The 20,750-nt window shown below is 74.3% G+C and carries 12 protein-coding genes; 11 read left to right on the plus strand and 1 reads right to left on the minus strand.

Annotated elements, in window-relative coordinates; genetic code table 11:
• Positions 1–50: 50 nt before the first annotated feature.
• From AB0N90_RS25420 to AB0N90_RS25465, 10 genes are all read left to right on the plus strand, one after another.
• Entirely contained in the window at positions 51–1,649 is a 1,599-nt protein-coding gene (locus tag AB0N90_RS25420) for a lyase family protein (protein ID WP_365200273.1), read from the plus strand.
• A complete protein-coding gene (locus tag AB0N90_RS25425) occupies positions 1,649–2,677 on the plus strand; it encodes a kinase (protein ID WP_365200276.1) in 1,029 nt (342 codons plus the stop codon). Before AB0N90_RS25420 ends, AB0N90_RS25425 begins: the two co-directional genes overlap by 1 nt.
• A gap of 2 nt (positions 2,678–2,679) precedes the next feature.
• Positions 2,680–4,950 (plus strand): pyridoxal-phosphate dependent enzyme, encoded by a 2,271-nt coding sequence (locus AB0N90_RS25430; protein ID WP_365200278.1) that lies wholly within the window; start codon positions 2,680–2,682, stop codon positions 4,948–4,950.
• A gap of 70 nt (positions 4,951–5,020) precedes the next feature.
• Positions 5,021–5,245 carry an MbtH family protein gene (locus AB0N90_RS25435; RefSeq protein ID WP_085567510.1) on the plus strand — a complete coding sequence of 75 codons (225 nt, stop codon included), beginning with the start codon at positions 5,021–5,023 and terminating at the stop codon, positions 5,243–5,245.
• Positions 5,238–7,307 carry a condensation domain-containing protein gene (locus tag AB0N90_RS25440; protein WP_365200280.1) on the plus strand — a complete coding sequence of 690 codons (2,070 nt, stop codon included), beginning with the start codon at positions 5,238–5,240 and terminating at the stop codon, positions 7,305–7,307. Before AB0N90_RS25435 ends, AB0N90_RS25440 begins: the two co-directional genes overlap by 8 nt.
• Complete coding sequence (locus AB0N90_RS25445; RefSeq protein WP_365200282.1) at positions 7,304–10,501, plus strand: amino acid adenylation domain-containing protein; 3,198 nt, start codon at positions 7,304–7,306, stop codon at positions 10,499–10,501. Before AB0N90_RS25440 ends, AB0N90_RS25445 begins: the two co-directional genes overlap by 4 nt.
• A 21-nt stretch (positions 10,502–10,522) precedes the next feature.
• The gene (locus AB0N90_RS25450; protein ID WP_365200284.1) at positions 10,523–13,837 is read left to right on the plus strand and encodes an amino acid adenylation domain-containing protein; all 3,315 of its coding nucleotides are present in this window, start codon (positions 10,523–10,525) and stop codon (positions 13,835–13,837) included.
• A gap of 89 nt (positions 13,838–13,926) precedes the next feature.
• Entirely contained in the window at positions 13,927–15,468 is a 1,542-nt protein-coding gene (locus AB0N90_RS25455) for an amino acid adenylation domain-containing protein (RefSeq protein WP_365200287.1), read from the plus strand.
• Between the two features lie 79 nt (positions 15,469–15,547).
• Positions 15,548–16,954, plus strand: coding sequence for an MFS transporter (locus tag AB0N90_RS25460; protein ID WP_365200289.1), 1,407 nt, complete (start codon positions 15,548–15,550; stop codon positions 16,952–16,954).
• A gap of 121 nt (positions 16,955–17,075) precedes the next feature.
• Positions 17,076–18,509: a carboxypeptidase regulatory-like domain-containing protein gene (locus AB0N90_RS25465; RefSeq protein ID WP_365200292.1), complete on the plus strand. Its 1,434-nt coding sequence runs from the start codon at positions 17,076–17,078 to the stop codon at positions 18,507–18,509.
• On the opposite strand, the gene AB0N90_RS25470 is transcribed toward AB0N90_RS25465, so the two are convergent.
• Complete coding sequence (locus tag AB0N90_RS25470) at positions 18,481–18,933, minus strand: MarR family transcriptional regulator (RefSeq protein ID WP_161216219.1); 453 nt, start codon at positions 18,931–18,933, stop codon at positions 18,481–18,483. The genes AB0N90_RS25465 and AB0N90_RS25470 overlap by 29 nt on opposite strands.
• 212 nt (positions 18,934–19,145) lie before the next feature.
• On the opposite strand from AB0N90_RS25470, the gene AB0N90_RS25475 reads away from it, so the two are divergent.
• Positions 19,146–20,597 carry an MFS transporter gene (locus tag AB0N90_RS25475; protein WP_365200294.1) on the plus strand — a complete coding sequence of 484 codons (1,452 nt, stop codon included), beginning with the start codon at positions 19,146–19,148 and terminating at the stop codon, positions 20,595–20,597.
• Positions 20,598–20,750 lie beyond the last annotated feature (153 nt).

The raw sequence follows: 20,750 nt of genomic DNA on the forward strand, positions 1-20,750 counted from the left end.
CCGGCCCTCCCGCACCATGCCCGCTCACACCACAGAACGGACACCGTCACGTGACGAGCCAGTCCCCGGCACCCGCCGCCGAACTCACCGGCCGCATCAGCGGCGGACCGAGCGAACTGCTGCACGAGGAGGTGCTCGCCCCGCAGTTCCGGTTCGAGTCCCGCCATCTGCTGCACCACTACGTCGCCATCGAGAAGACCCTCGCCGCCGAGTACGCCCGCATGGGACTGCTCGACACGGACGAGGCGCACGCCGTCGCCACCCTCCTCGACGGGGTGGGCCCGGACACCCTCAGCGCCCGGCCCGACGCCAACATGTCGGACATCGCGTTCGCGATCGAGCGCCATGTCGAGGCGGGGCTCGCGCGGCCGGCCGTGCGCTGGCACGTCGACCGCAGCCGCAACGACCTGCAGGCCTGCGCCCAGTTGATGTTCGGCCGGGAGCGGCTCAGCGCGTTCGCCGGGGCCCTGGCGGAGCTCGGCGAGGTCGTCGTACAGCTCGCGGAGGAGACCCGCGAGCTGCCCATGCCCGGGTACACGCACTTCCAGGCCGCCCAGATCATCACCCCCGGCTTCCACCTCACCGCGCTCTCCGAGCACCTGCTGCACACCCAGCGCCGGCTGCTGGCCGCCTACGACGGCATCGACGCCTGCCCGCTCGGCGCCGGTGCGATGGCCGGGCAGGAACTGCCGTGGGACCGCGTCCGGATGGCCCGGCTGCTCGGCTTCGACCGCCCGCAGTCCAACGCGCTCACCGCGGTCGCCTCCCGCCGCTGGAGCGCCGAGGCCACCGCCGAACTCAGCCTGCTCGGCGCCGCGTTGAGCCGCTTCACCACCGATCTGCTCAGCTGGGGCGGCAGCGAGTACGGCTTCATCGAGCTGCCCGACGAACTGTCCGGCATCTCCTCGGCGATGCCGCAGAAGAAGAACTACCCGGTGCTGGAACGCATCCGGGGCCGCACCGCCCATCTGACCGCCTTCCACACGGACGTCCTGCTCGGCCAGCGCAACACGCCGTTCTGCAATCTGGTCGAGGTCTCCAAGGAGGCCGGTACCCATGTGCTGGCCGCCTTCGACTCGGCGCACGGCACCGTCCGGCTGCTCACCGAGGTGCTGCGCCGCCTCACCTTCCGCGCGGAGCGGATGCGCGAGGTCTGCGAGCGGGAGTTCCTGGGCGGGTTCAGCCTCGCCAACGCCCTGACCCTGACCGAGGACGTGCCCTGGCGCACCGCCCAGGTGATCGCCGGCAAGTACATCGTGCGGGCCGTCGGCGCCGGTGCCCCGCCGCACCCGGGCGTGCCCGAGCTGCTGGTGGAGGCGGCGGCCGAGCACTCCGTCACGCTCGCCGAACCGGCCGCGTTGCTCGCCGACGCCTTCGATGTGCGGCGCGGGCTCGAACGGCTGGCCTCGGGGGGTTCGGCGCGGCCCGAGGCGGTCGCCGAGGCGCTGCGTGTCCAGCGGGAGGCGTACGCCGAGGTGCGGGCCGCCTGGGAGCGGCGGGCCTCGGCCGTCCGCGCCGGTGCCGCCGAGACGGACCGGGCGCTCGGGCGCACGGCGCCGGCGGGCTCCGCCGTGGACGCCGTACGCGCGGAAGAGGCGACGGCGGGCTCCCCCAAGGGTGCCGTACGCGCGGAAGCGGGGGACCGCTGATGCCGCCGTCACCGATCTCCAGCCCGGCCGCCGCGCCGGCCGGCCTCGAACCCGGTCTCGGGCACGCCTTCGGCACCTTCGGGGAGCTTCTCCAGGGCGCGCTGCCCGAGCCGGACGGCGACTTCCTGGTGACGTTCCCGCTGGCCCGGTGGGCGAGCGCCGCCTTCCACCCGTGGCCCGGACGGCAGGACGTGCGGGTCGCGCCCGCGCACAAGGTCAAGTCCCGGCGCACCGCCGAGGCCGTCCTGGCCGCGCTCGGGGTGGCCCACGGCGGCCTGCTGGAACTCGGCGGTGATCTGCCCGAGGGCAAGGGCATGGCCAGTTCGTCGGCCGACCTGGTCGCCACCGTGCGAGCCGTCGGCGCGGCCTTCGGACAGTCGTTCTCCCCCGCCGAGACCGAGGCGTTCCTGCGGGGCGTGGAACCGGCCGACGGTGTGATGTACGACGAGATCGTCTGCTTCCACCACCGGGGCGTGCGGCTCGGCCGCAGGCTCGGCACGCTGCCGCCGTTCGCCGTCGTCGCGCACGACGAGGGCGGTCAGGTCGACACGGTCGCCCACAACCGCACGGCCGGTCCGATCGGGGCCGGTGACCGGCACGAGTACGCCCGGCTGCTCGACCGGCTCACCATCGCCGTCACCGAAGGCGATCTGCCGGCCGTGGGCGAAGTGGCCACCCGGAGCGCGGAGTTGAACGGGCGGCGGCGCGAGCGCCCCGGGTTCGACCGGCTGCGCGTGCTGTGCGACGAGGTCGGCGGGCTCGGCCTGGTCCTCGCGCACAGCGGTACCCTGCTCGGCGTCCTCCTCGAAGCCTGCGACCCCGAACTCGACGCCAAGTCCGCGCACATCAGGGCCGGTTGCTCGGCTCTCGGCGGCGAGGTGTCCGTGCATCGCTCGCTGGGCGCGGGCGACGACTGGAGTCGGCCGCACCGCGGACAGCCCGCCGGGCCCGCCGTCCCCGTACCCCGTCCCGCCGTACCCCATCCCGCCGCGGACCCCTCCGCCCTCCCTCACGAGCTGGAGATCTGACCATGCTGTTCGACACGCTGACGGACGCGATCGGCGGGACGCCGCTGGTCCGGCTGCGCCTCGGCGAGGCACGCGGGGTGGAGGTCTACGCCAAGCTGGAACTCCAGAACCTCTTCGCGATGAAGGACCGCGTCGCCCGCAACATCATCCGGGAGGCCCGGCGCCTCGGCACGCTGCGGCCGGACGCCCCGGTCGTGGAGAGCTCCTCCGGCACGATGGCCCTCGGTGTCGCCCTCGTGGGCCGCTCGCTGGGCCATGAGGTGCACATCGTCACCGACCCGCGCATCGATCCGGTCACCCTCGCCAAACTCCGCGCCCTCGGCTGCCAGGTGCACATCGTGGAGGCGATGACCAGCCACGGCTGGCAGTCCGCCCGCCTGGAGCGGCTCGCGGAGCTGATGGCCGAACTGCCCGGCGCCTTCTGGCCGCAGCAGTACACCAACCCCGACAACCCGGGCGCCTACCGGGAGTTGGCGGGCGAGCTGCTCGCCGACCTGGGGCACATCGACACCGTCGTCGGGGCGGTCGGCAGCGGTGGATCGCTGTGCGGCACCTCCCGTGCCCTGCGGGAGAGCCTGCCCGGTGTGAAGGTGGTGGGCGTCGACTGCGTGGGCAGCGCGCTGTTCGGGCAGCCCGATGTGCCGCAGCGGCTGCAGAGCGGCCTCGGCAACAGCCTGCTGCCGAAGAACCTGGACCGCTCGCTCATCGACGAGGTGCACTGGCTCAACGACCACGAGGCGTTCGCCGCCACCCGGGATCTCGCCCGGGAGCAGCAGATCTTCGCCGGGAACACCTCCGGCTCGGTCTACCGCGTCCTCGGCGACCTCGCCGAGCGCGCCGAACCGGGCTCGCGCATCGTCGGCATCATGCCCGACCGCGGCGACCGGTACGCCGACACCGTCTACAGCGACGAGCACTGGGACACCCATCGGTTGCACGAACTCCCGGCGCCCGAGGGGCCGTCCGTGATCCCGGCCGGGCAGACCGCGCTGAGCTGGTCCCGGCAGCCGTTCCGCGCCCCCGAGGAGCTGCGGCGGCACCTGGTCTTCGTGGAGTCCAACACCACGGGCACGGGCATGCTCGCCCTGGAGCTGGCGCGGGAGCAACTGGACACCGTGCCCGTGCTGTTGACGGGCGATCCCGACCGGTACCGGGGGCTCGCCGCCACCGGCGCCGAGGTGATCCGCTGCGACACCAACTCGGACGCCGCCCTGCGCGCCGCCGTCCAGGACCGCTTCCGCCGCGAGGAGATCGCGGGCATCACCACCACCAGCGACTTCTACGTCCCCGCCGCCGCGCGCCTGGCCCGCTGGCTCGGGCTGCCCGGCAATCCGCCCGAGGCCGTGACCGCGTGCCGTGACAAGTCGGCGCTGCGGGCCCTGCTGGAGAGCGCCGGGGTGCGCCAGCCGCGGTACGCCGTCGTCCGCGACGCGTCCGAGGTGGCCGCCGCCGTGGCCGCGACCGGGCTGCCCTGCGTGGTCAAGCCCGCCGACGACTCCGGTTCCGTGAACGTCCTGCTCTGCGCCGACGAGGCCACGGCCACCGCGCACGCCGAGCGGGTCCTCGCCGTGACCACCAATGTCCGCGGCATGCCGACCGCGCGCACGGTCCTGGTGGAGGAGTACCTGGACGCCCCCGAGTACAGCGTGGAGATGTTCACCTGGGACGGCCGGGCCGAGTGTGTCGGCATCACCGAGAAGTCCGTGACCGGCACCCCGCACTTCGTGGAGCACCGGCATCTGTTCCCGGCCCCGCTGCCGGCCGAGACGGCCCAGCGGATCACCGAGACCGTGACCGCCGCCCTGGACGCGGCCGGGATCCGGCTGGGCGCCACCCACACCGAGGTGAAGCTGACCGCCGAGGGGCCCGCCGTCATCGAGATCAACCCGCGCCCCGCGGGCGGCATGATCCCCGAGCTCATCAGGCTCGCCACCGGCGTCGACCTGCTCGAACAGCAGCTGCGCACCGCCGTCGGGCTCGCCCCCGCGCTCAAGCCCGCCCAGGACGCCCACGCGGGCATCCAGTTCCTGCTGCCCGACGCCGACGGGGTGCTCGACGCCGTCGCCGGGACCCAGGAGGCCGCCGCGGTGCCGGACGTCGAGGCGGTCACGGTCACCGCCGCGCCGGGCACGGTCGTACGGCGCCCCCGCAGCGCCGGTGACCGGATCGGGCACGTCATCGCCGGCCACCCGACGCCGGAGCGGGTGACGGCGGCGCTGGACGAGGCGCGGCGCCTGGTGCGGCTCAGCGTCGACAGCGGCCCCCGCCCATAACTCCCACCACCCTCACCACCTCGTCGTACGACCCGTACGGCACCCGGAACGGACACCCCGAGGACCTGCCATGAGCAACCCCTTCGAGAACGACAACGCCGACTACCTGGTCGTCCGCAACGACGAGCTGCAGCACGCCCTGTGGCCCGCCACCGTGGCCGTCCCCGCCGGGTGGACGCGGGTGCACGGGCCCGCGCCGCGGCAGAGCTGCCTCGACCACGTGGAGCGGAACTGGACCGACATGCGGCCCGCGTCCCTGGTGGCCGCCCTCGCCGGGAACACGGCCCGTGACTGACCTCGACCGCTCCACCACCACCCTCGCGGGCCACGGGGTCGACGGCGGCACCGGCGTGCCGGATCCCGCCGGGACGCTGTGCGCGCTGATCGCGGACGTGCTCGGGCTGGCCGCCGTCGACCCGGGGCAGAGCTTCACCGGACTCGGCGGTGACAGCATCCAGGCCATCCAGGTCGTCAGCCGCGCACGCCCCGCCGGGCTCCTCGTCACCACCCGTGAGGTGCTGCGCAGCGAGACCGTCGCCGCGCTGGCGGCCGGTGCCCGCGCGGTCGGCCGCTCCGGTGCGGGCGCCGGTCCCGCCAGGCCCGCACGCCGGCTCGGCCCGTTCGCGCCGACCCCGATCATGGCGTGGCTCGGGGAGCTGGGCGGGCCCGTCGACACGTACAACCAGTCGCTCGTGCTGCGCACCCCGGCCGGTTTCGGCGCGGAGGACGCGGTGCGGGTCGTACAGGCCCTGCTGGACACCCACGACATCCTCAGACTGCGGGTGCCGGGCGGCGCGGCCGCGATCGGCGCGGGCCCGACGGGTGCGGGCCCGGCCGGTGCGACCGCGACCGGTGCGAGCACGACCGATGCGAGCACGACCAGTGCAGGCACGACCGATGCGAGCACGACCGATGCGAGCGCGGCCCGAACGGGCGCGGCCGGTGCGAGCGCGACCGATGCGAGCGCGGCCCGAACGGGCGCGGCCGGTGCGAGCGCGACCGATGCGAGCGCAACCCGAACGGGCGCGGCCGGTGCGGGCCCGACGGGTGCGGACTCGACAGGCGCGGGGCCCCTGGTGCCGCCGCCCGGGAGTGTCGACGCCCGCGTGCTGATCGAGCACGTCGAGGCGGGCACCGCAACCGACGAGGAGCTGCCCGGTCTGGTGACGGAGCGCGTCCGGGCCGCGCGGCGGCTGCTCGCGCCCGCCGAGGGGATCGTGCTGCGCGCCGTGCGCGTCGACCGCGGCCCCGCCCGGCAGGGCCGACTGGCGCTGGTCGTCCACCACTTGGCCGTCGACGGGGTGTCCTGGCGCATCCTCCAGGACGATCTGCGCTCCTGCTGGGAGGCGCTCGCCGCGGGCCGCGCACCCGAACCGGCGCCGGTGCCGACCCCGTTCGCGCACTGGGCCGGCCTGCTGCGGGCCGACGCCACCTCGGGCCGCCGGATGGCGGAGGCCGTACGGTGGACCGACACCCTGCGCCCCGCGCCCGAACCGCTGGGCGGGGTCTGCGGGTTGGACCGGCTCGACGCCGAGAGCGCCGTCAACCGGCACACCCGCACCCTGCCCCCGGATGTCACCGGGCCACTACTCACCCTGGCGCCCGGGTTGGTCAACGGCACGGTGAACGACGTCCTGTTGACCGGTCTCGCCCTCGCCGTCCTGGCCTGGCGGCGGCCCGGCACCGGGGACGGCGACGGGGGTTCGGTGCTCGTGGACATCGAGGGGCACGGGCGGGAGGAGATCACCGACGGCGTGGACCTGTCCCGCACCGTCGGCTGGTTCACCACCATGTACCCGGTCCGCTTCGACCTCGGGCTGCCCGATCTGGCCGACGCCCGCGCCGGCGGACCCGCCGTCGGAGCCGCCCTGCGCCAGGTCAAGGAGACGCTGCGGGCGATCCCCGACCACGGCATCGGCTACGGCCTGCTGCGCCATGGCAACAGCCGTACCGGCCCGGGGCTCGCCGCCCTCGGCATCCCCGAGATCGGCTTCAACTACCTGGGCCGCTTCCCCATGGGCGACACCGCCGACTGGGCCGCCGCCCCCGGGCACGACTTCGCCCTCGACGACGCCGACGAGGGCCTGCCCATGGCGCACGCCGTCGAGGTCAACGCGGCCGCGCACGAGGGCCCCGACGGGCTCACCCTCAGCGCCACCTGGACCTGGGCGGGCAACGCCTACCCGGCCGACCGGGTGCGGGCGTTGGCCGACGAGTGGTTCGCGATGCTGCGGGCCCTCGCCCGGCACACCGCGCTGCCCGGCGCCGCCGGACTGACCCCGTCCGACGTGTCCCTCACCGGCCTCAGCCAGGCCGACCTCGACGCCTTCGAATCCCAGCTCGGAGATCTGCTGTGATCCCCCTGTCCCACGCCCAGCGCCGTCTGTGGTTCCTGTGCCGCGACGGCGACCCGTCCGGCCTGCACAACATCCCCGTGGGGCTGCGCCTGCGGGGCGACCTCGACCGCGCCGCCCTCGCGGCCGCCCTCGCCGATGTGACCGACCGGCACGAAGCCCTGCGGACCGTGTTCCCCGACGAGGACGGCCGCCCCCGCCAGCACGTCCTCGATCCGGGCACGGCACCCGACCTGACCGTCACGGTCTGCCCCGCCGCCGAACACGGGGAGCGCGCGCGGTCCGCCGCGGGCCGCCCCTTCGACGTGGCCACCGACGTCCCCTTGCGCGCACACCTGTTCACCGACGAGGCCGACGAGCACCAACTGCTGCTGGTCCTGCACCACATCGCGGGCGACGGCGCCTCGCTCGACGTCCTCGTCCACGACCTGGCCGCCGCCTACACCGCCCGGGTGCTGGGCGGCGACCCCGAGTGGCCGGAACTCCCCGTGCAGTACCCGGACTTCGCCCTGTGGCAGCAGGAGGTCCTGGGCGACGCGGCGGACCCGGACTCGCTGCACGCACGGCAACTCGACCACTGGACGGGCGCGTTGGCGGGCCTGCCCGAGGAGCATGCGCTGCCCACCGACCGGCCGCGTCCCGCCGTCGCCTCGTACCGCGGCGCCGTGGTGAGCGCCGAGGCCGGTGCCGACGTGCACACGGGGCTCGCCGCGCTGGCCCGGGAGCGGCACGCCACGCCGTTCATGGCCGTCCAGGCGGCCTTCGCCGCGCTGCTCACCCGGCTCGGCGCGGGCACCGACCTGCCGCTTGGCTGCCCGGTGGACGGCCGTGACGACGAAGCCCTGCACGATCTCGTCGGCCTGTTCGTCGACACCGTGGTGGTGCGGGCCGACACCTCGGGCGACCCCGCCTTCACCGAGGTCCTCGACCGGGTCCGCGACGCCGTGCTCGACGCCCACGCCCACCGCGACCTGCCCTTCGACGCGCTGGTCGAGCGGCTCAACCCGCCGCGCTCGCCCGGCCGTCACCCCCTCTTCCAGATCGCGGTGGCCAGCCAGCGGGACGCGCACGACGAGCCGGTCTTCCCCGGACTGCGGGTGCGGACGCAGGCCGTGCGCACCGAGACCGCCAAGTTCGATCTGACCCTGGAGGTGGACGAGCACCACGACCCCGCGACCGGCGCGCCCGCCGGGATCGGCCTGGCCCTCGAATACGCCGCCGACCTCTTCGACGCCGACACCGCCCAGCGGCTCCTCGACCGTCTGGTCCGCCTCGCCGCCGCCGTCGTCCACGACCCGGCCGCCCCCATCGCCGCCCTCGATCTGCTGACCCCCGCCGAGCGCGCGGACCTGCTCCACGGCTGGCAGGGCGCCCCCGCGCAGCCCCACGCCACCACCGTGGACGCCCTGTTCACCGCGCGGGCCGCCGCCCACCCGGAGCGGACGGCCGCCGTCTGCGCCGGACGCGCGGCCACCTACGGTGAACTCGACGCGCTCTCCGACCGGTTGGCCGCGCGGCTCGGCCGACTGGGCGTGCGGCACGGCGACACCGTCGCGGTGCTGATGGACCGCTCGGTGGAACTGATCGCGGCCACCCTCGGGGTACTCAAGGCCGGCGCGGCCTACCTCCCGCTGGACGCGGCCGCCCCCCTGGCCCGTTCGACGGCGATCGTCGCCGAGGCCGGGGCGGCCGTGCTGATCACCGACGCCGGGGCCGCCCCCGATCTCGGTGTACGGCACATCCTGCGCGTGGACGACAACAGCGACGGCGGCTACGGCGGCGGGGGCAGCGACGGCGGCACCGCCCCGGACCGCGCCGGCGCCCATCCCGACGGCCTCGCCTATGTGATGTACACCTCCGGCTCGACGGGCACCCCCAAGGGCGTCGCCGTCTCGCACCGGGAGGTCGTCGCCCTCGCCGTGGACCGCCGTTGGCGCGGCGGTGCCCATGAGCGGGTCCTCTTCCGCTCCCCGCACGCCTTCGACGCCTCCACCTACGAGTTGTGGGTGCCGCTGCTGAACGGCGGCCTCGTGGTCATCGCCCCGCCCGGCGACCTGGACGTCCCCGCCCTCGCCGCGCTCATGCAGGAGGAGCGGGTCACCGGCACGTTCCTGACGGCGACGCTCTTCAACGAGCTGGCCGACCGCTGCCCCGAGCGGCTGGCCACGCTGGTCGAGGTGATGACCGGCGGCGAGGCGGCCTCCCCCGCCGCCGTCCGGCGGGTCCGCGAGCACTGCCCCGGCACCACCGTCACCAACGCGTACGGGCCGACCGAGACGACCACCTTCGCCGCCACGTTCGCCATGGCGCCCGGGGCGCAGCTCCCGGACGGTCAGGTGCCCATCGGCCGCCCCCTGGACGGCACTTGCCTGCACATCCTCGACGACCGGCTCGCGCCGGTGCCGCCCGGTGTGACCGGTGAGCTGTACATCGCCGGGGCGGGCCTCGCGCAGGGCTATCTGGGCCGCCCCGGGCTCACCGCCGAACGGTTCGTCGCCTGCCCCGCCGGGCCGCCCGGTGCCCGGATGTACCGCACCGGCGATCTCGCCCGCTGGAACACCGCGGGGCAGGTCGAGTACCTCGGGCGGGCCGACCGCCAGGTCAAGATCCGCGGGCTGCGCATCGAACCGGGTGAGATCGAGAACGTGCTCGCCGGGCATCCGTCCGTCGGCCGGGCCGCCGTGGCCGTCGTACCCACGGCGGCCGGACCCGCTCTCGCCGGGTACGCGGTGCCCGCCGCGGGTGCCGCCCCCGACCCGGCCGAGCTGCGCCGGCATCTGCGGTCCGAACTGCCGGACTACATGGTGCCGTTGACCATCATGGTGCTGGACCGCTTCCCGGTCACGGCGAACGGCAAGACCGACCTGGCCGCGCTGCCCTCCCCGGCCCCGGCCGCCGCCGAACGGCCCTACGAGGCGCCGCGCGACGACACCGAACGGGCGCTCGCCGCCCTGTGGGAGCAGTTGCTGGGCGCAGGCCGAGTGGGCGTCCACGACAACTTCTTCGAGCTCGGCGGGCACTCCCTGCTCGCCACCCGGCTGCTGGCCGAGATCCGCTCCGGCCTCGGCGCCGCGGTCACCGTCCGCCGCTTCTTCGCCGGACCGACCGTCGCCGAACTCGCCCTTGCCACCGCCGAGTCGGCCGCCGCGCCGGAACCGCCGATCGTGCGCCGCGCCCGCCGCGGCCGTCCCGCCTGACCACCGACAAGGAAACACACCGTGAGCGAAACCGCCGCCCCCGCGGACCCCAGCGCCCCCAACGCCCCTGCACACACCGGCACTTCTGCGGGCCCCGCCGCCCCCGCCGCCTCCCGCGTCGAGGACGTCCTGCCCCTCTCCCCGCTCCAGGAGGGCATCCTCTTCCACGCGCTGTTCGACGAGGACGAAACGGACGTCTACGTCGCCCAGTTGCTGCTGGACCTGACCGGGCCCCTCGACGCCGAGCGGCTGCGGGCCGCCGCCGACGCGGTGCTGCGCCGCCACGCCAATCTGCGCGCCGGCTTCCTGCGCCGCGCCTCCGGTGAGCCCGCGCAGGTCGTACGGCGTGACGTCCAGGTGCCGTGGGCCGAGACGGACCTCAGCGGACTCGGCGAGGCGGAGCAGGCGGCCGCCGTCCAGACGCTGCTGGCCGAGGACCGGGCCCGCCGCTTCGACCTGGCCCGGCCGCCGCTGCTGCGCTTCACCCTCGTACGCCTCGGCCCGCTCAGCCACCGGCTGCTGCTGACGTACCATCACATCCTGCTGGACGGCTGGTCGTGGCCCGTCCTGGTGCGCGAGCTGCTGGCCCTCCACGACGCGGGTCCGGACGAAGCCGCGCTGCCTCCGGTCACGCCGTACGCCTCGTTCCTGCGCTGGCTCGGCACCCGCGACACCGACGCGGCCCGGGACGCCTGGGGCCGGGCGCTGGCCGGACTCTCCGGTGGCACCCGTACCGCCCCGGTCTCCGCGGCCCCCGCGGGGCTGCTGCCGCACCGGGTCGAGACCGTGCTGCCACAGTCTTTGACCGAGCGGCTCACCGGGCTCGCCCGGGCCCACCGGATCACCCCGGGCACCCTGCTCCAGGGCGCGTGGGCGCTGCTGCTCGGCAACCGGCTGCGCTCATGCGACGTGGTCTTCGGCGCGGTCGTCAGCGGCCGCTCCCCCGAACTGCCCGGCGTCGCCGACATCGTCGGGCTGTGCCTCAACACCGTCCCGGTGCGCGTCCGTATCGACCCCGCCGAGTCCCTGATGGGTCTTTTCACCCGTCTCCAGGACGAGCAGGCGAGCCTGATCGAGCACCATCACCTCGGCCTCACCGAGATCCAACGCACCGCCGACGCGGGCGAGTTGTTCGACTCCTGTGTCGCGTTCCAGAACTACCAGGCGGACGCCGAGGGGCTCGCCGCGCTGTCCGCGCTGTCCACGGGCGACCTCCGTGTCACCGGGGTCGACCCGCACGACGCGGCGCACTACCCGCTCTCCCTGACCGCCATCCCCGGCGAGCGGCTGCGCCTGCAGATCGACCACCGGCCGGACGTCTTCGACACCGAGGACGCCGGGGCCCTGCTGGACCGCCTGGTCCGGCTCCTCACGGCCGTCGCCGACGACCCGGACCGCCCGGCCGGCTCCGTCGACCTGCTGTCCCCGGCCGAGCGCCACCGCGTCCTGGTGTCCTTCAACGACACCGCACGCGAGGAGGACTTCGCCGAGGTCACCGACCGGGTACGGCGGCAGGCCGAACTGCGTCCGGACGCCGTGGCGGTCACCGACGACTCCGGCCGAACGCACACGTACGCCGATCTGGTCGCCCGCGCCGACGCGCTCGCCCTGCGGCTGCGCGCCGAGGGGGCGCGCGAGGGCGATCTGGTCGCGGTGCTCAGCGAGCCGACCGCCCGGGTGCCGGTCGCCCTGCTCGGCATCCTCGGTGCCGGCGCCGCCTATGTGCCGCTCGACCCCGAGGGCCCGGTGGTGCGCACCGCCGACCTGCTGGCCACCGGCGGCGTGAGCTGGCTGCTCGCCGCCCCCGAACAGCGGGCCCGCGCCGAGGAGATCGCCGCCGCGGTGACCACCGTACGGCTGCTGTTCCTCGACGACCGCCACGACGACGCGGGGCCGCGGGCCGCCGAGCCGGGGACCGTTCCCGTGCCGCCGCCGACCGCCGGTGGCCGCGACGCGCTCGCCTACATCTGCTTCACCTCCGGCTCCACCGGCCGCCCCAAGGGCGCCATGGTGCACCGGCGCGGCATGAACAACCATCTGCTCGCCAAGCTGGACGACCTTCAACTCACCCCCGGTGACCGGGTGGTGATGAACGCGCCGCTCACCTTCGACATCTCGGTGTGGCAGATGCTCGCGCCGCTGATCACCGGCGGCCGGGTGCACCTGGTCTCCCGTGATGTCGCCCGCGATCCGGCGGTGCTCTTCGCCGCCGTCGCCGACCACGAGGTCACCGTGATGGAGACCGTGCCCTCCTTCGTCCGCGCGGCCCTCGACCTGTGGGACTCCGGCACACCGGCGCCCGAACTCCCGTCGCTGCGCTGGTTCATCGTCAACGGCGAGGTGCTGCCGCCCGAGCTGTGCGAGCGCTGGTACGACCGCCACCCGGACGCGGCGCTCGTCAACGCCTACGGCCTCACCGAGTGCTCGGACGACAACACCCACGCCCTGATCACCCGGGATGTCCAAGCCCAGCTGGAACAGGGCAGGTTGCCCGTCGGCAGGCCGCTGCGCAACAACCGGCTGTACATCCTCGACCCCTCTCTCGCGCCCGTACCGCCGGGCGTGGCCGGGGAGTTGTTCATCGCCGGGACCGGCGTGGGACCCGGCTATCTGAACGATCCGCGGCGCAGCAGCGAACGCTACGTCCCCGACCCCTTCGCCACCGAGCCCGGCGCCCGGATGTACCGCACCGGCGACCTGGCCCGGCTGCGCGCCGACGGCCAGCTGGACTTCCTCGGCCGCCAGGACCACCAGGTCAAGATCCGCGGCAACCGCATCGAACTGGGCGAGGTGGAAACGGCGTTGCGTGCCGTGCCCGGTGTCGGCGACGCGGTCGTGGCCGTGGACCGCGACGGCGCCGGACAGCAGCGGCTGATCGGCTATGTCACCGGTACCGCCACCCCGGACGAGATCCGCGCGGCGCTCTCCCACACCTTGCCGAACTACATGGTCCCCTCGCTGCTGCTGCGGCTGCCCGCGCTGCCGCTGACCACGAACGGCAAGGTGGACCGCAAGGCGCTGCCGGATCCCGCGAGCCTCACGCGCTCCGCCGGGCGGGCGCCCTCGGGCCCCGGTGAGCAGAAGGTGTGCGATCTGTTCGCGGCGGTCCTCGGGCTGTCCGAGGCGGGTCCGGACGACGACTTCTTCGCCCATGGCGGGCATTCGCTGCTCGCCACCCGGCTGACCGGCCGGCTGCGCACCGAACTCGGCGCCGAACTGACCATCCGCGACCTGTTCGAGACGCCCACCCCGGCGGGCATCGCCGCCCGCCTCGCCTCCGCCCGCCCGGCACCGGCCCGCCCGGCCCTGCGGGCCCGCGCGAGGAACGGCGCGTGAGCCCCGCACCGCCGGCGGCCGCTGCGACCTCTTATCCGGCCGTGTCCTCGACGCGCCCCGGTCCGGCCGAACCGACCAGGAGATCTTGTATGACCACCGCCACCGAGCTCCCCGTACCGCTGCTCATCGCCCGGCAGGCGGCGGCGACCCCCGACGCCACGGCGGTGCTCGGGCCCGAAGGAGAGCTGACGTACCGTCAACTGGACCAGCGGGCCCGGGTGGTGGCCCGTGAGCTGACCGTCGCCGGTGCGGGTCCCGAGGACACGGTGCTGGTCGGCGTGGGCCGGGGCGCCGACTGGGCCGTCGCCGTGCTGGGCATCTGGTACTGCGGTGCCGCGCTGCTGCTCGCCGATCCGGCGACGCCCGACGAGCGGCTGCGCACCCTGCTGGCCGCCGCCGGTACCCGCTATCTGGTCGCCGCGGACCACACGGCCGCGGCCGACCTGCAACTCCGGGTCGGCACCGAGCTGTTCTGGGCGGCGACCGCGGGGGCCGAGAGCCGGGGCGCGGACTTCGTCCCGGCCCGGCCCGCGCCCGGCGCCCTCGCCTACGTCCTGTTCACCTCCGGCTCCACCGGGGCGCCCAAGCCGGTCGCGGTCGGACACCCCGGCCTCGCCCGGCAGGCCCGTGTGCTCGCCGAGCGCTACGGCCTGACCGGCACCGACCGGGTGCTCCAGTTCGCCGCGCCCGCCTTCGACGTGTGCCTTGAGGAGGCCCTGCCCACCTGGTGCACGGGCGGCGCCGCCGTGTTCGTCGCGGACAACCTGGTCTCGCCCGGCGAACTCGAACCCTTCCTCGCCGGGCAGCGGATCAGCGTCGTCAATCTGCCCACCCCCTACTGGGCGCAGTGGGCGAAGGACGTCGAGCGCCGGCCCCGCCCGCTGCCCGCCTCCCTGCGCCGGGTGGTGATCGGCAGCGACGCCGGGCGCACCGCGGACCTGCGCCGCTGGTACGGCGCGGGCGGCCCGCCGGTGACCAGCGCGTACGGCCTCACCGAGTCGACGATCACCGCGACCTGCCACGAGGCCCGTGCCGCCGCGCTCGACGGCGTCGCCGACGACGAGGTGATTCCGCTCGGCGTGCCGCTGCCCGGCGTGCGAGCGTATGTCCTGGACGAGGGGCTGACGGAAGCGGCGGACGGGGAGGCGGGCGAACTGTATCTGGCCGGCGCGTGCTTGGCGCGCGGCTACCACGGCAGGGCCGCGCTGACCGCGGAACGCTTCGTGCCCGACCCGTTCGCCGAGGAGCCGGGGCAGCGGATGTACCGGACGGGCGACCGGGTGCGCCGGTCCGCGGACGGCACGCTGCGCTTCCTCGGCCGCGCCGACGACCAGGTCAAGGTGCGCGGCCACCGGGTGGAGCTCAAGGAGGTGGAGGCGGCGGTCGGTGCGCTGCCGGACGTGGTGGACGTGGTCGCCCGCGCGGTGACGCATCTGGGTGAGGTCCAGGTGGCGGCCTATGTCGCCGCCGCGCCGGGCCGGACCCCGGACGCCGCCGAGCTGCGCCGCGTTCTGAGCGCCCGCGTCCCGGCCCACCTCGTCCCGGCGCATCTCACCGTCCTGCCCCGGCTCCCCCGCACCCCGGGCGGCAAGCTCGATCCGCGGGCCCTGCCCGAGATCGCCGTCGGCTGACACCGACGCAGGGGAAGCCGCACCGCTTCCGGTCATCGCGCGGCGCCCGCCGCCCTCCACCAGACAAGGAACGTCTCTCGTGTCCCAGCCCACGGCCGCGTCCGGCCCCGCCACCGACCCGGACGACACCGCTGCCGTATCCGACCCCACCGCCGTATCCGACTCCGCTGCCGTATCCGACTCCATCGCCGGGGCGGAGGCGGCCACCGCCACCGCCACCGCCGCGGTCGCCGAGCCCGAGGACTCCGCCCCCTCCCCCCGGCAGCGGCGCGACTTCCGCCGGTTCATGGCGTCGCACATCTGCAACGAGCTCGGCAACAACATCACCTACGTCGCCCTCCCCCTCACCGCCGTGCTGACCCTGCACGCCTCGGCGTGGCAGGCCGGTCTGCTCGCGGCGGCCGAGCAGGCGGCGTTCCTGCTGTTCGGACTGCCCGCCGGGGCATGGGTCGACCGGATGCGGCGGCGCAATGTCATGATCGCCGCCGATCTGACGCGCGCGGTGCTGCTCACCGCGGTGCCGGTGGCCTGGCTGCTGGATCTGCACTCCATGCCACTGCTGTACGTCGTGGCCCTGCTGCTGGGCTGCGCCCGGCTGTTCGGCGATGTGGCCGACCAGAGCTATCTGCCCACCCTGGTCGGCCGCTCGACCCTGGTGAGCGGCAACTCCCGGCTGGAGACCGTGCGTTCGACGGCCGAGCTGGCCGGTCCCGGCATCGCGGGCTTCTTCGTCCAACTCCTCGGCGCGGTCGGCACCTTGGCCGGGCAGGCCGTCACCTCCCTGGTCTCCGCCGCCCTGTTGGGCAAGATCGAGGCGCGGGAGGAACTGCCGTCGCCCGCTGGACGCGGCCGGCTCCTGCACGAGATCCGCGAGGGACTGCACCATGTGCTGCGCAACCCGATCCTGCGGGTGATCGCGCTCAGCACGGCGTCCGTCAATCTCTTCCTGAGCGGGATCTTCGCCCTGGAGACGCTGTTCCTGACCCGCACGGTGGGCCTCCAGCCGGCCGCGGTCGGCTGGGTGCTCACCACGGCGGGCGTCGGCTCGATGCTCGCCGCGCTGGTCACCGAGCGCCTCTCCCGCGCCCTCGGCGAGGCCCGTCTCACCTGGCTCTCGCTGCTGGTCACGATGCCCTTCGGGCTGCTGCTCCCGCTGACCGGCCACGGCTGGCGCATCGCCCTGTTCGTGCTCGGCGCCCTGATCCAGTCGGCCGGTGTCACGACGTACAACATCTGCCAGGTCACCTACCGCCAGACGGTCTGCCCCCCGCATCTGCTGGGCCGGATGACGGCCACCATGCGCTTCCTGGTCTGGGGTGTCCTCCCGCTCAGCGGTCTACTCGCCGGTGGTCTCGGCCAAGTTGCGGGCGTGCGGGGCGCGTTGTGGTTCCTGACGGCCGCGCTGTCGGCGACCCCGCTGGTCCTGCTGTGCTCCCCGCTGCGCCGGATGCGCGCCTTCGACACGGACACCGCCGCCGCCCGGTAGCCGACCCTGGCCCCGGCGGTCCGCCCGGAGACCCCCGGAAAGTACATGTAGGCTACAAATATATGGGTCGACTGCCACTCATCCAACGGCGGCGCCGGGACGAGAGGGCGGGTAACAGAGCGTGGGCGACGACGCACAGCGGTACGGCGGCCGGGTGGCGCACCCCACCCGGCCGCCGTGGGCCAGGACCTTCGCCGAGGCCGTCTGGTTCCCGGCCGCCCTCTTCCTGGGCTTCCTGTTCTGCTTCGCACCGGCGCTCCACTCACCCGGGCCCCATCACGCCCATGTGGTCGTCGCCGGCCGCGCGGCCGCCCGCGACGTGGACGCCGTACTGAAGCGGACCCAGCCGGGCGGCTTCGACGTCACGGCCGTGGCCCGCGCCTCGGACGCGCGTCAGGCCGTACGCGACCGTACGGCGGTGGCAGGTTTCACCACCGGGGAGACCGGCGCCCCCGGCGGCCGGGGCGCGCACCCCGTGCTCTTCGTCGCCAAGGCGAACGGCGCGTCGCTTGAGCAGGCGCTGACGACGACGTTCACCCGGCTCGTCGCGGCGGACGGGTCGGCGACGCACCTCACCGTCCGGGACGTCGCGCCCACCGTGCGCGCGGACCGGATGGGCACGACCCTGGTGTACTTCGGCATCGCGTGGAGCGTGCCGGGCTACCTCCTCGCGACCACCCTGCTGCGCGCGACGACCTTCGACCGGCGCGGAAAGCTGCTGGCCATCGCGGGCGCCGCAGCGCTGTTCAGCGTCGTCGGCTTCACGGTCGGCGCGGGCCTCGGCTATCTGCCGCACAACCCGGTGGCCCTGTTCGTGGCCTTCCTGCTCACGACCGCCGTGGCCACCTTCGCCTCCGGCCTCGCGCCCTTCACCCGCCGGTTCTTCCCCGCCGTGGGCATGACGCTGTTCATCGTGCTCAGCATCCCCACCAGCGGCGGCGCGGCGCCCGCCGCGATGCTCCCGACGTTCTTCCAGTACGTCCACGCCGTCATCCCCCTCGGCAACGCCGTGGAGGCCCTGCGCTCGGCGCTCTACTTCGGCGGGGCCGGGATGCTCAGGCCGGTCCTGGTGCTGTGCGCGTGGATCGCCGCCGGAATCGCCCTGCTGGGCCTGGACGCCCGGCGGCACCGGCGCACGGCACTCGCGGAGGCCGAGCGGGAGATCCAGGACCCGCCGACCGACGACCCCTCCCTGGAGACGCCCACCCCCACGGCGCTCCCGGTGCACCGCCACCGCTTCGGCGAGCCGGAACCCGATCTCCTCGGCACGGTCACCGACCCGCACGGGCGGCCGGTGCCGCGCGCGCTGGTGACCGTGCTGGACCCCGGCGGCCGTCAACTGGTCTCCACTTTGACGGACGCACAGGGCGAGTACGCCGCGACCGGCCTGCCCGAGGGCTACCTCAGCATCGTGGCGACCCTGCCGGGCAGGCAGCCGGCGGTCCAGCAGCGGCCGCTGCGCTGCGGCGCTGTCGTACGGGCGGACTTCCTGCTGCGGGATCGCGAGGACGCGCCCGGAACGGGGCTCACGACCGCGGCCACGGCTGGCCGGTGATCCGCTCCACGCTGGTGTTGAACCGCTGGAGGTAGCGGGCAAAGTTCTCCACGTCGTCGGCCGACCAGTCCTCGAAGACCCGGTCCAGGTCCTGGACGTGCAGCTCGCGCTCCTCGCGCAGCTTGCGCTCGCCCTCCCCGGTCAGCCGGAACTTGCGGGCCATGCCGCCCTCGGGGTCGGGGATGCGCTCCAGGAGCCCGGCCCGCATCGCGTGCGCGGTCTGCCGGTTGACGGTGGAGACGTCGAGTTGGAAGGCGTCGCTGAGCTGCCCGATCGACATCGGCCCCTGTACCTCGATCCGGCTCAGCATGATGTACGCGCTCCGCTCCATCCGGCCCTCCTGGTACCGGCGGGTGGTACTGCTCAGCTGATGCCGCCCGAGCACCATGTGCTCGAACTCGACCAGGTGCGACGGCTTCCCCATGTACGTGCCTCCTTCAGAAGTCGACCGTATCTCAGGGCCCGGCGGCGAAGGTCCGCAGGCGGACAGCGGCATGCATGGCACATGCGGTATGAATAATGCATACGATGTGCATGATGCACATCGACAGGTGTGCATCATGCACATCCCGTTGCCCCGCCGGCCCGGACGGCCGACCGGACGACCGGACGACCGGACGAATCGAGGAGTCACCCATGGATGCCCCGCAGCCGAGCCGCAGAACGGGCGGTATCGTCGCCGCCCTCGCGCTCGCCGGAACCGTCGCCGCGATCATGCAGACACTGGTGACCCCGCTCATCGCCGAACTGCCGCGGATCCTGCACACCTCGTCGTCGAACGCCGCCTGGGTGGTCACGGTCACCCTGCTCGTGGGCGGGGTCTGCGTGCCGGTGTCCGGGCGCCTCGGCGATCTCGTGGGCAAGCGGCGGATGATGCTGATCTGCGTGGTGCCGCTGGTGATCGGCTCGGTGGTGTGCGCGCTGTCCACGTCGGTCGTGCCGATGATCGTCGGACGTGGCCTTCAGGGCATGGGCATGGGCATGATCCCGCTGGGCATCGCGCTGCTGCGGGACGTCCTGCCCGCCGAGAAGCTCAGCGGCTCCATCGCCCTGGTCAGCGCGTCCATGGGCATCGGCGGCGCGATCGGGCTGCCGCTGGCCGCCGCGGTCGCGCAGTACGCCGACTGGCAGCTGCTGTTCTGGGGATCGGCCGCCCTCGCGGTGATCGTCGGCGTGCTGATCTTCGTCGTCGTACCGGATGTCCCGGCCGGCGCCAAGGGGCAGCGTTTCGACGCGCTCGGCGCGATCGGGCTCGCGATCGGCCTGGTGGCGCTGCTGCTGGCGATCTCCAAGGGCGCGGACTGGGGCTGGGCCTCGGGCACCACCCTCGCGCTGTTCGCCGCCGCCGTCCTCGCCCTGCCGGCCTGGGGCTTCTGGGAGCTGCGCACCCGCGACCCGCTGATCGACCTGCGCACCACGGCCCGGCCGCGGGTGCTGATCACCAACGCCGCGTCGGTCCTGATCGGGGTCGGCATGTACTCCTTCATGCTGATCGCGCCGCAGCTGCTCCAGTTCCCGAAGGCCACCGGGTTCGGCCTGGGCCAGTCGATGCTCGCGGCGGGCCTGTGGATCGCGCCCGGCGGCATCATGATGATGGTGATCTCGCCGCTCGGCGGAAAGCTGATCAACGCGCGCGGCCCGAAGCTCGCGCTCACCTGCGGCGCGGTCGTGATGGCCGCCGGCTACGCGCTCGCGCTGCCGCTGATGGGCACGGCCTGGGGCATCATGCTCTCCGGCATCGTCATCAACAGCGGCGTCGCCCTCGCCTACGGCTCCATGCCCGCGCTCATCATGAGCTCGGTCCCGGTCTCCGAGACCGCCGCGGCCAACGGCTTCAACACCCTGATGCGCTCGCTGGGCACCACGATCGGCTCGGCCGTGATCGGCGTCGTGCTGGCCCATATGACCATCACCCTGGGCGGCTACACCATCGCCTCCGAGAACGGCTTCCGCACCGGCCTCCTGATCGGCTGCGGCGTCGCCCTCGTCTCCGCCGCGGTCGCCTCCTTCATCCCCGCCCCGCGCAGGCCCACCGACAGCCCCGACGCCCACCCGGCCAAGGCCGACCCGACCCCGGCCCGCCCCTGAACCGACCCCGGCCCGCCACTGAACCGGCGGCGCGCCCGAACCACGAGACCGGGCGCGCCGCCTCGGGGGGCGGCTGTGCGAGGGCGGCTCGTCGCCGGGGCCCTGGTGGAGATCGGACAACCCACCGGAGTCCACCGTCCCCGACAGCCCCGG

Origin of the sequence: Streptomyces sp. NPDC093018 (assembly GCF_040684035.1) — a bacterium.
GTDB classification, from domain to species: Bacteria; Actinomycetota; Actinomycetes; order Streptomycetales; family Streptomycetaceae; genus Streptomyces; species Streptomyces murinus.

Excerpts from the sequence above, each read along its gene's own strand:
- AB0N90_RS25425 (WP_365200276.1), top strand. The coding sequence starts at position 1,649 with ATGCCGCCGTCACCGATCTCCAGCCCGGCCGCCGCGCCGGCCGGCCTC.
- AB0N90_RS25470 (WP_161216219.1), bottom strand. The coding sequence starts at position 18,933 with ATGGGGAAGCCGTCGCACCTGGTCGAGTTCGAGCACATGGTGCTCGGG.
- AB0N90_RS25430 (WP_365200278.1), top strand. The coding sequence starts at position 2,680 with ATGCTGTTCGACACGCTGACGGACGCGATCGGCGGGACGCCGCTGGTC.
- AB0N90_RS25455 (WP_365200287.1), top strand. The coding sequence starts at position 13,927 with ATGACCACCGCCACCGAGCTCCCCGTACCGCTGCTCATCGCCCGGCAG.
- AB0N90_RS25475 (WP_365200294.1), top strand. The coding sequence starts at position 19,146 with ATGGATGCCCCGCAGCCGAGCCGCAGAACGGGCGGTATCGTCGCCGCC.
- AB0N90_RS25435 (WP_085567510.1), top strand. The coding sequence starts at position 5,021 with ATGAGCAACCCCTTCGAGAACGACAACGCCGACTACCTGGTCGTCCGC.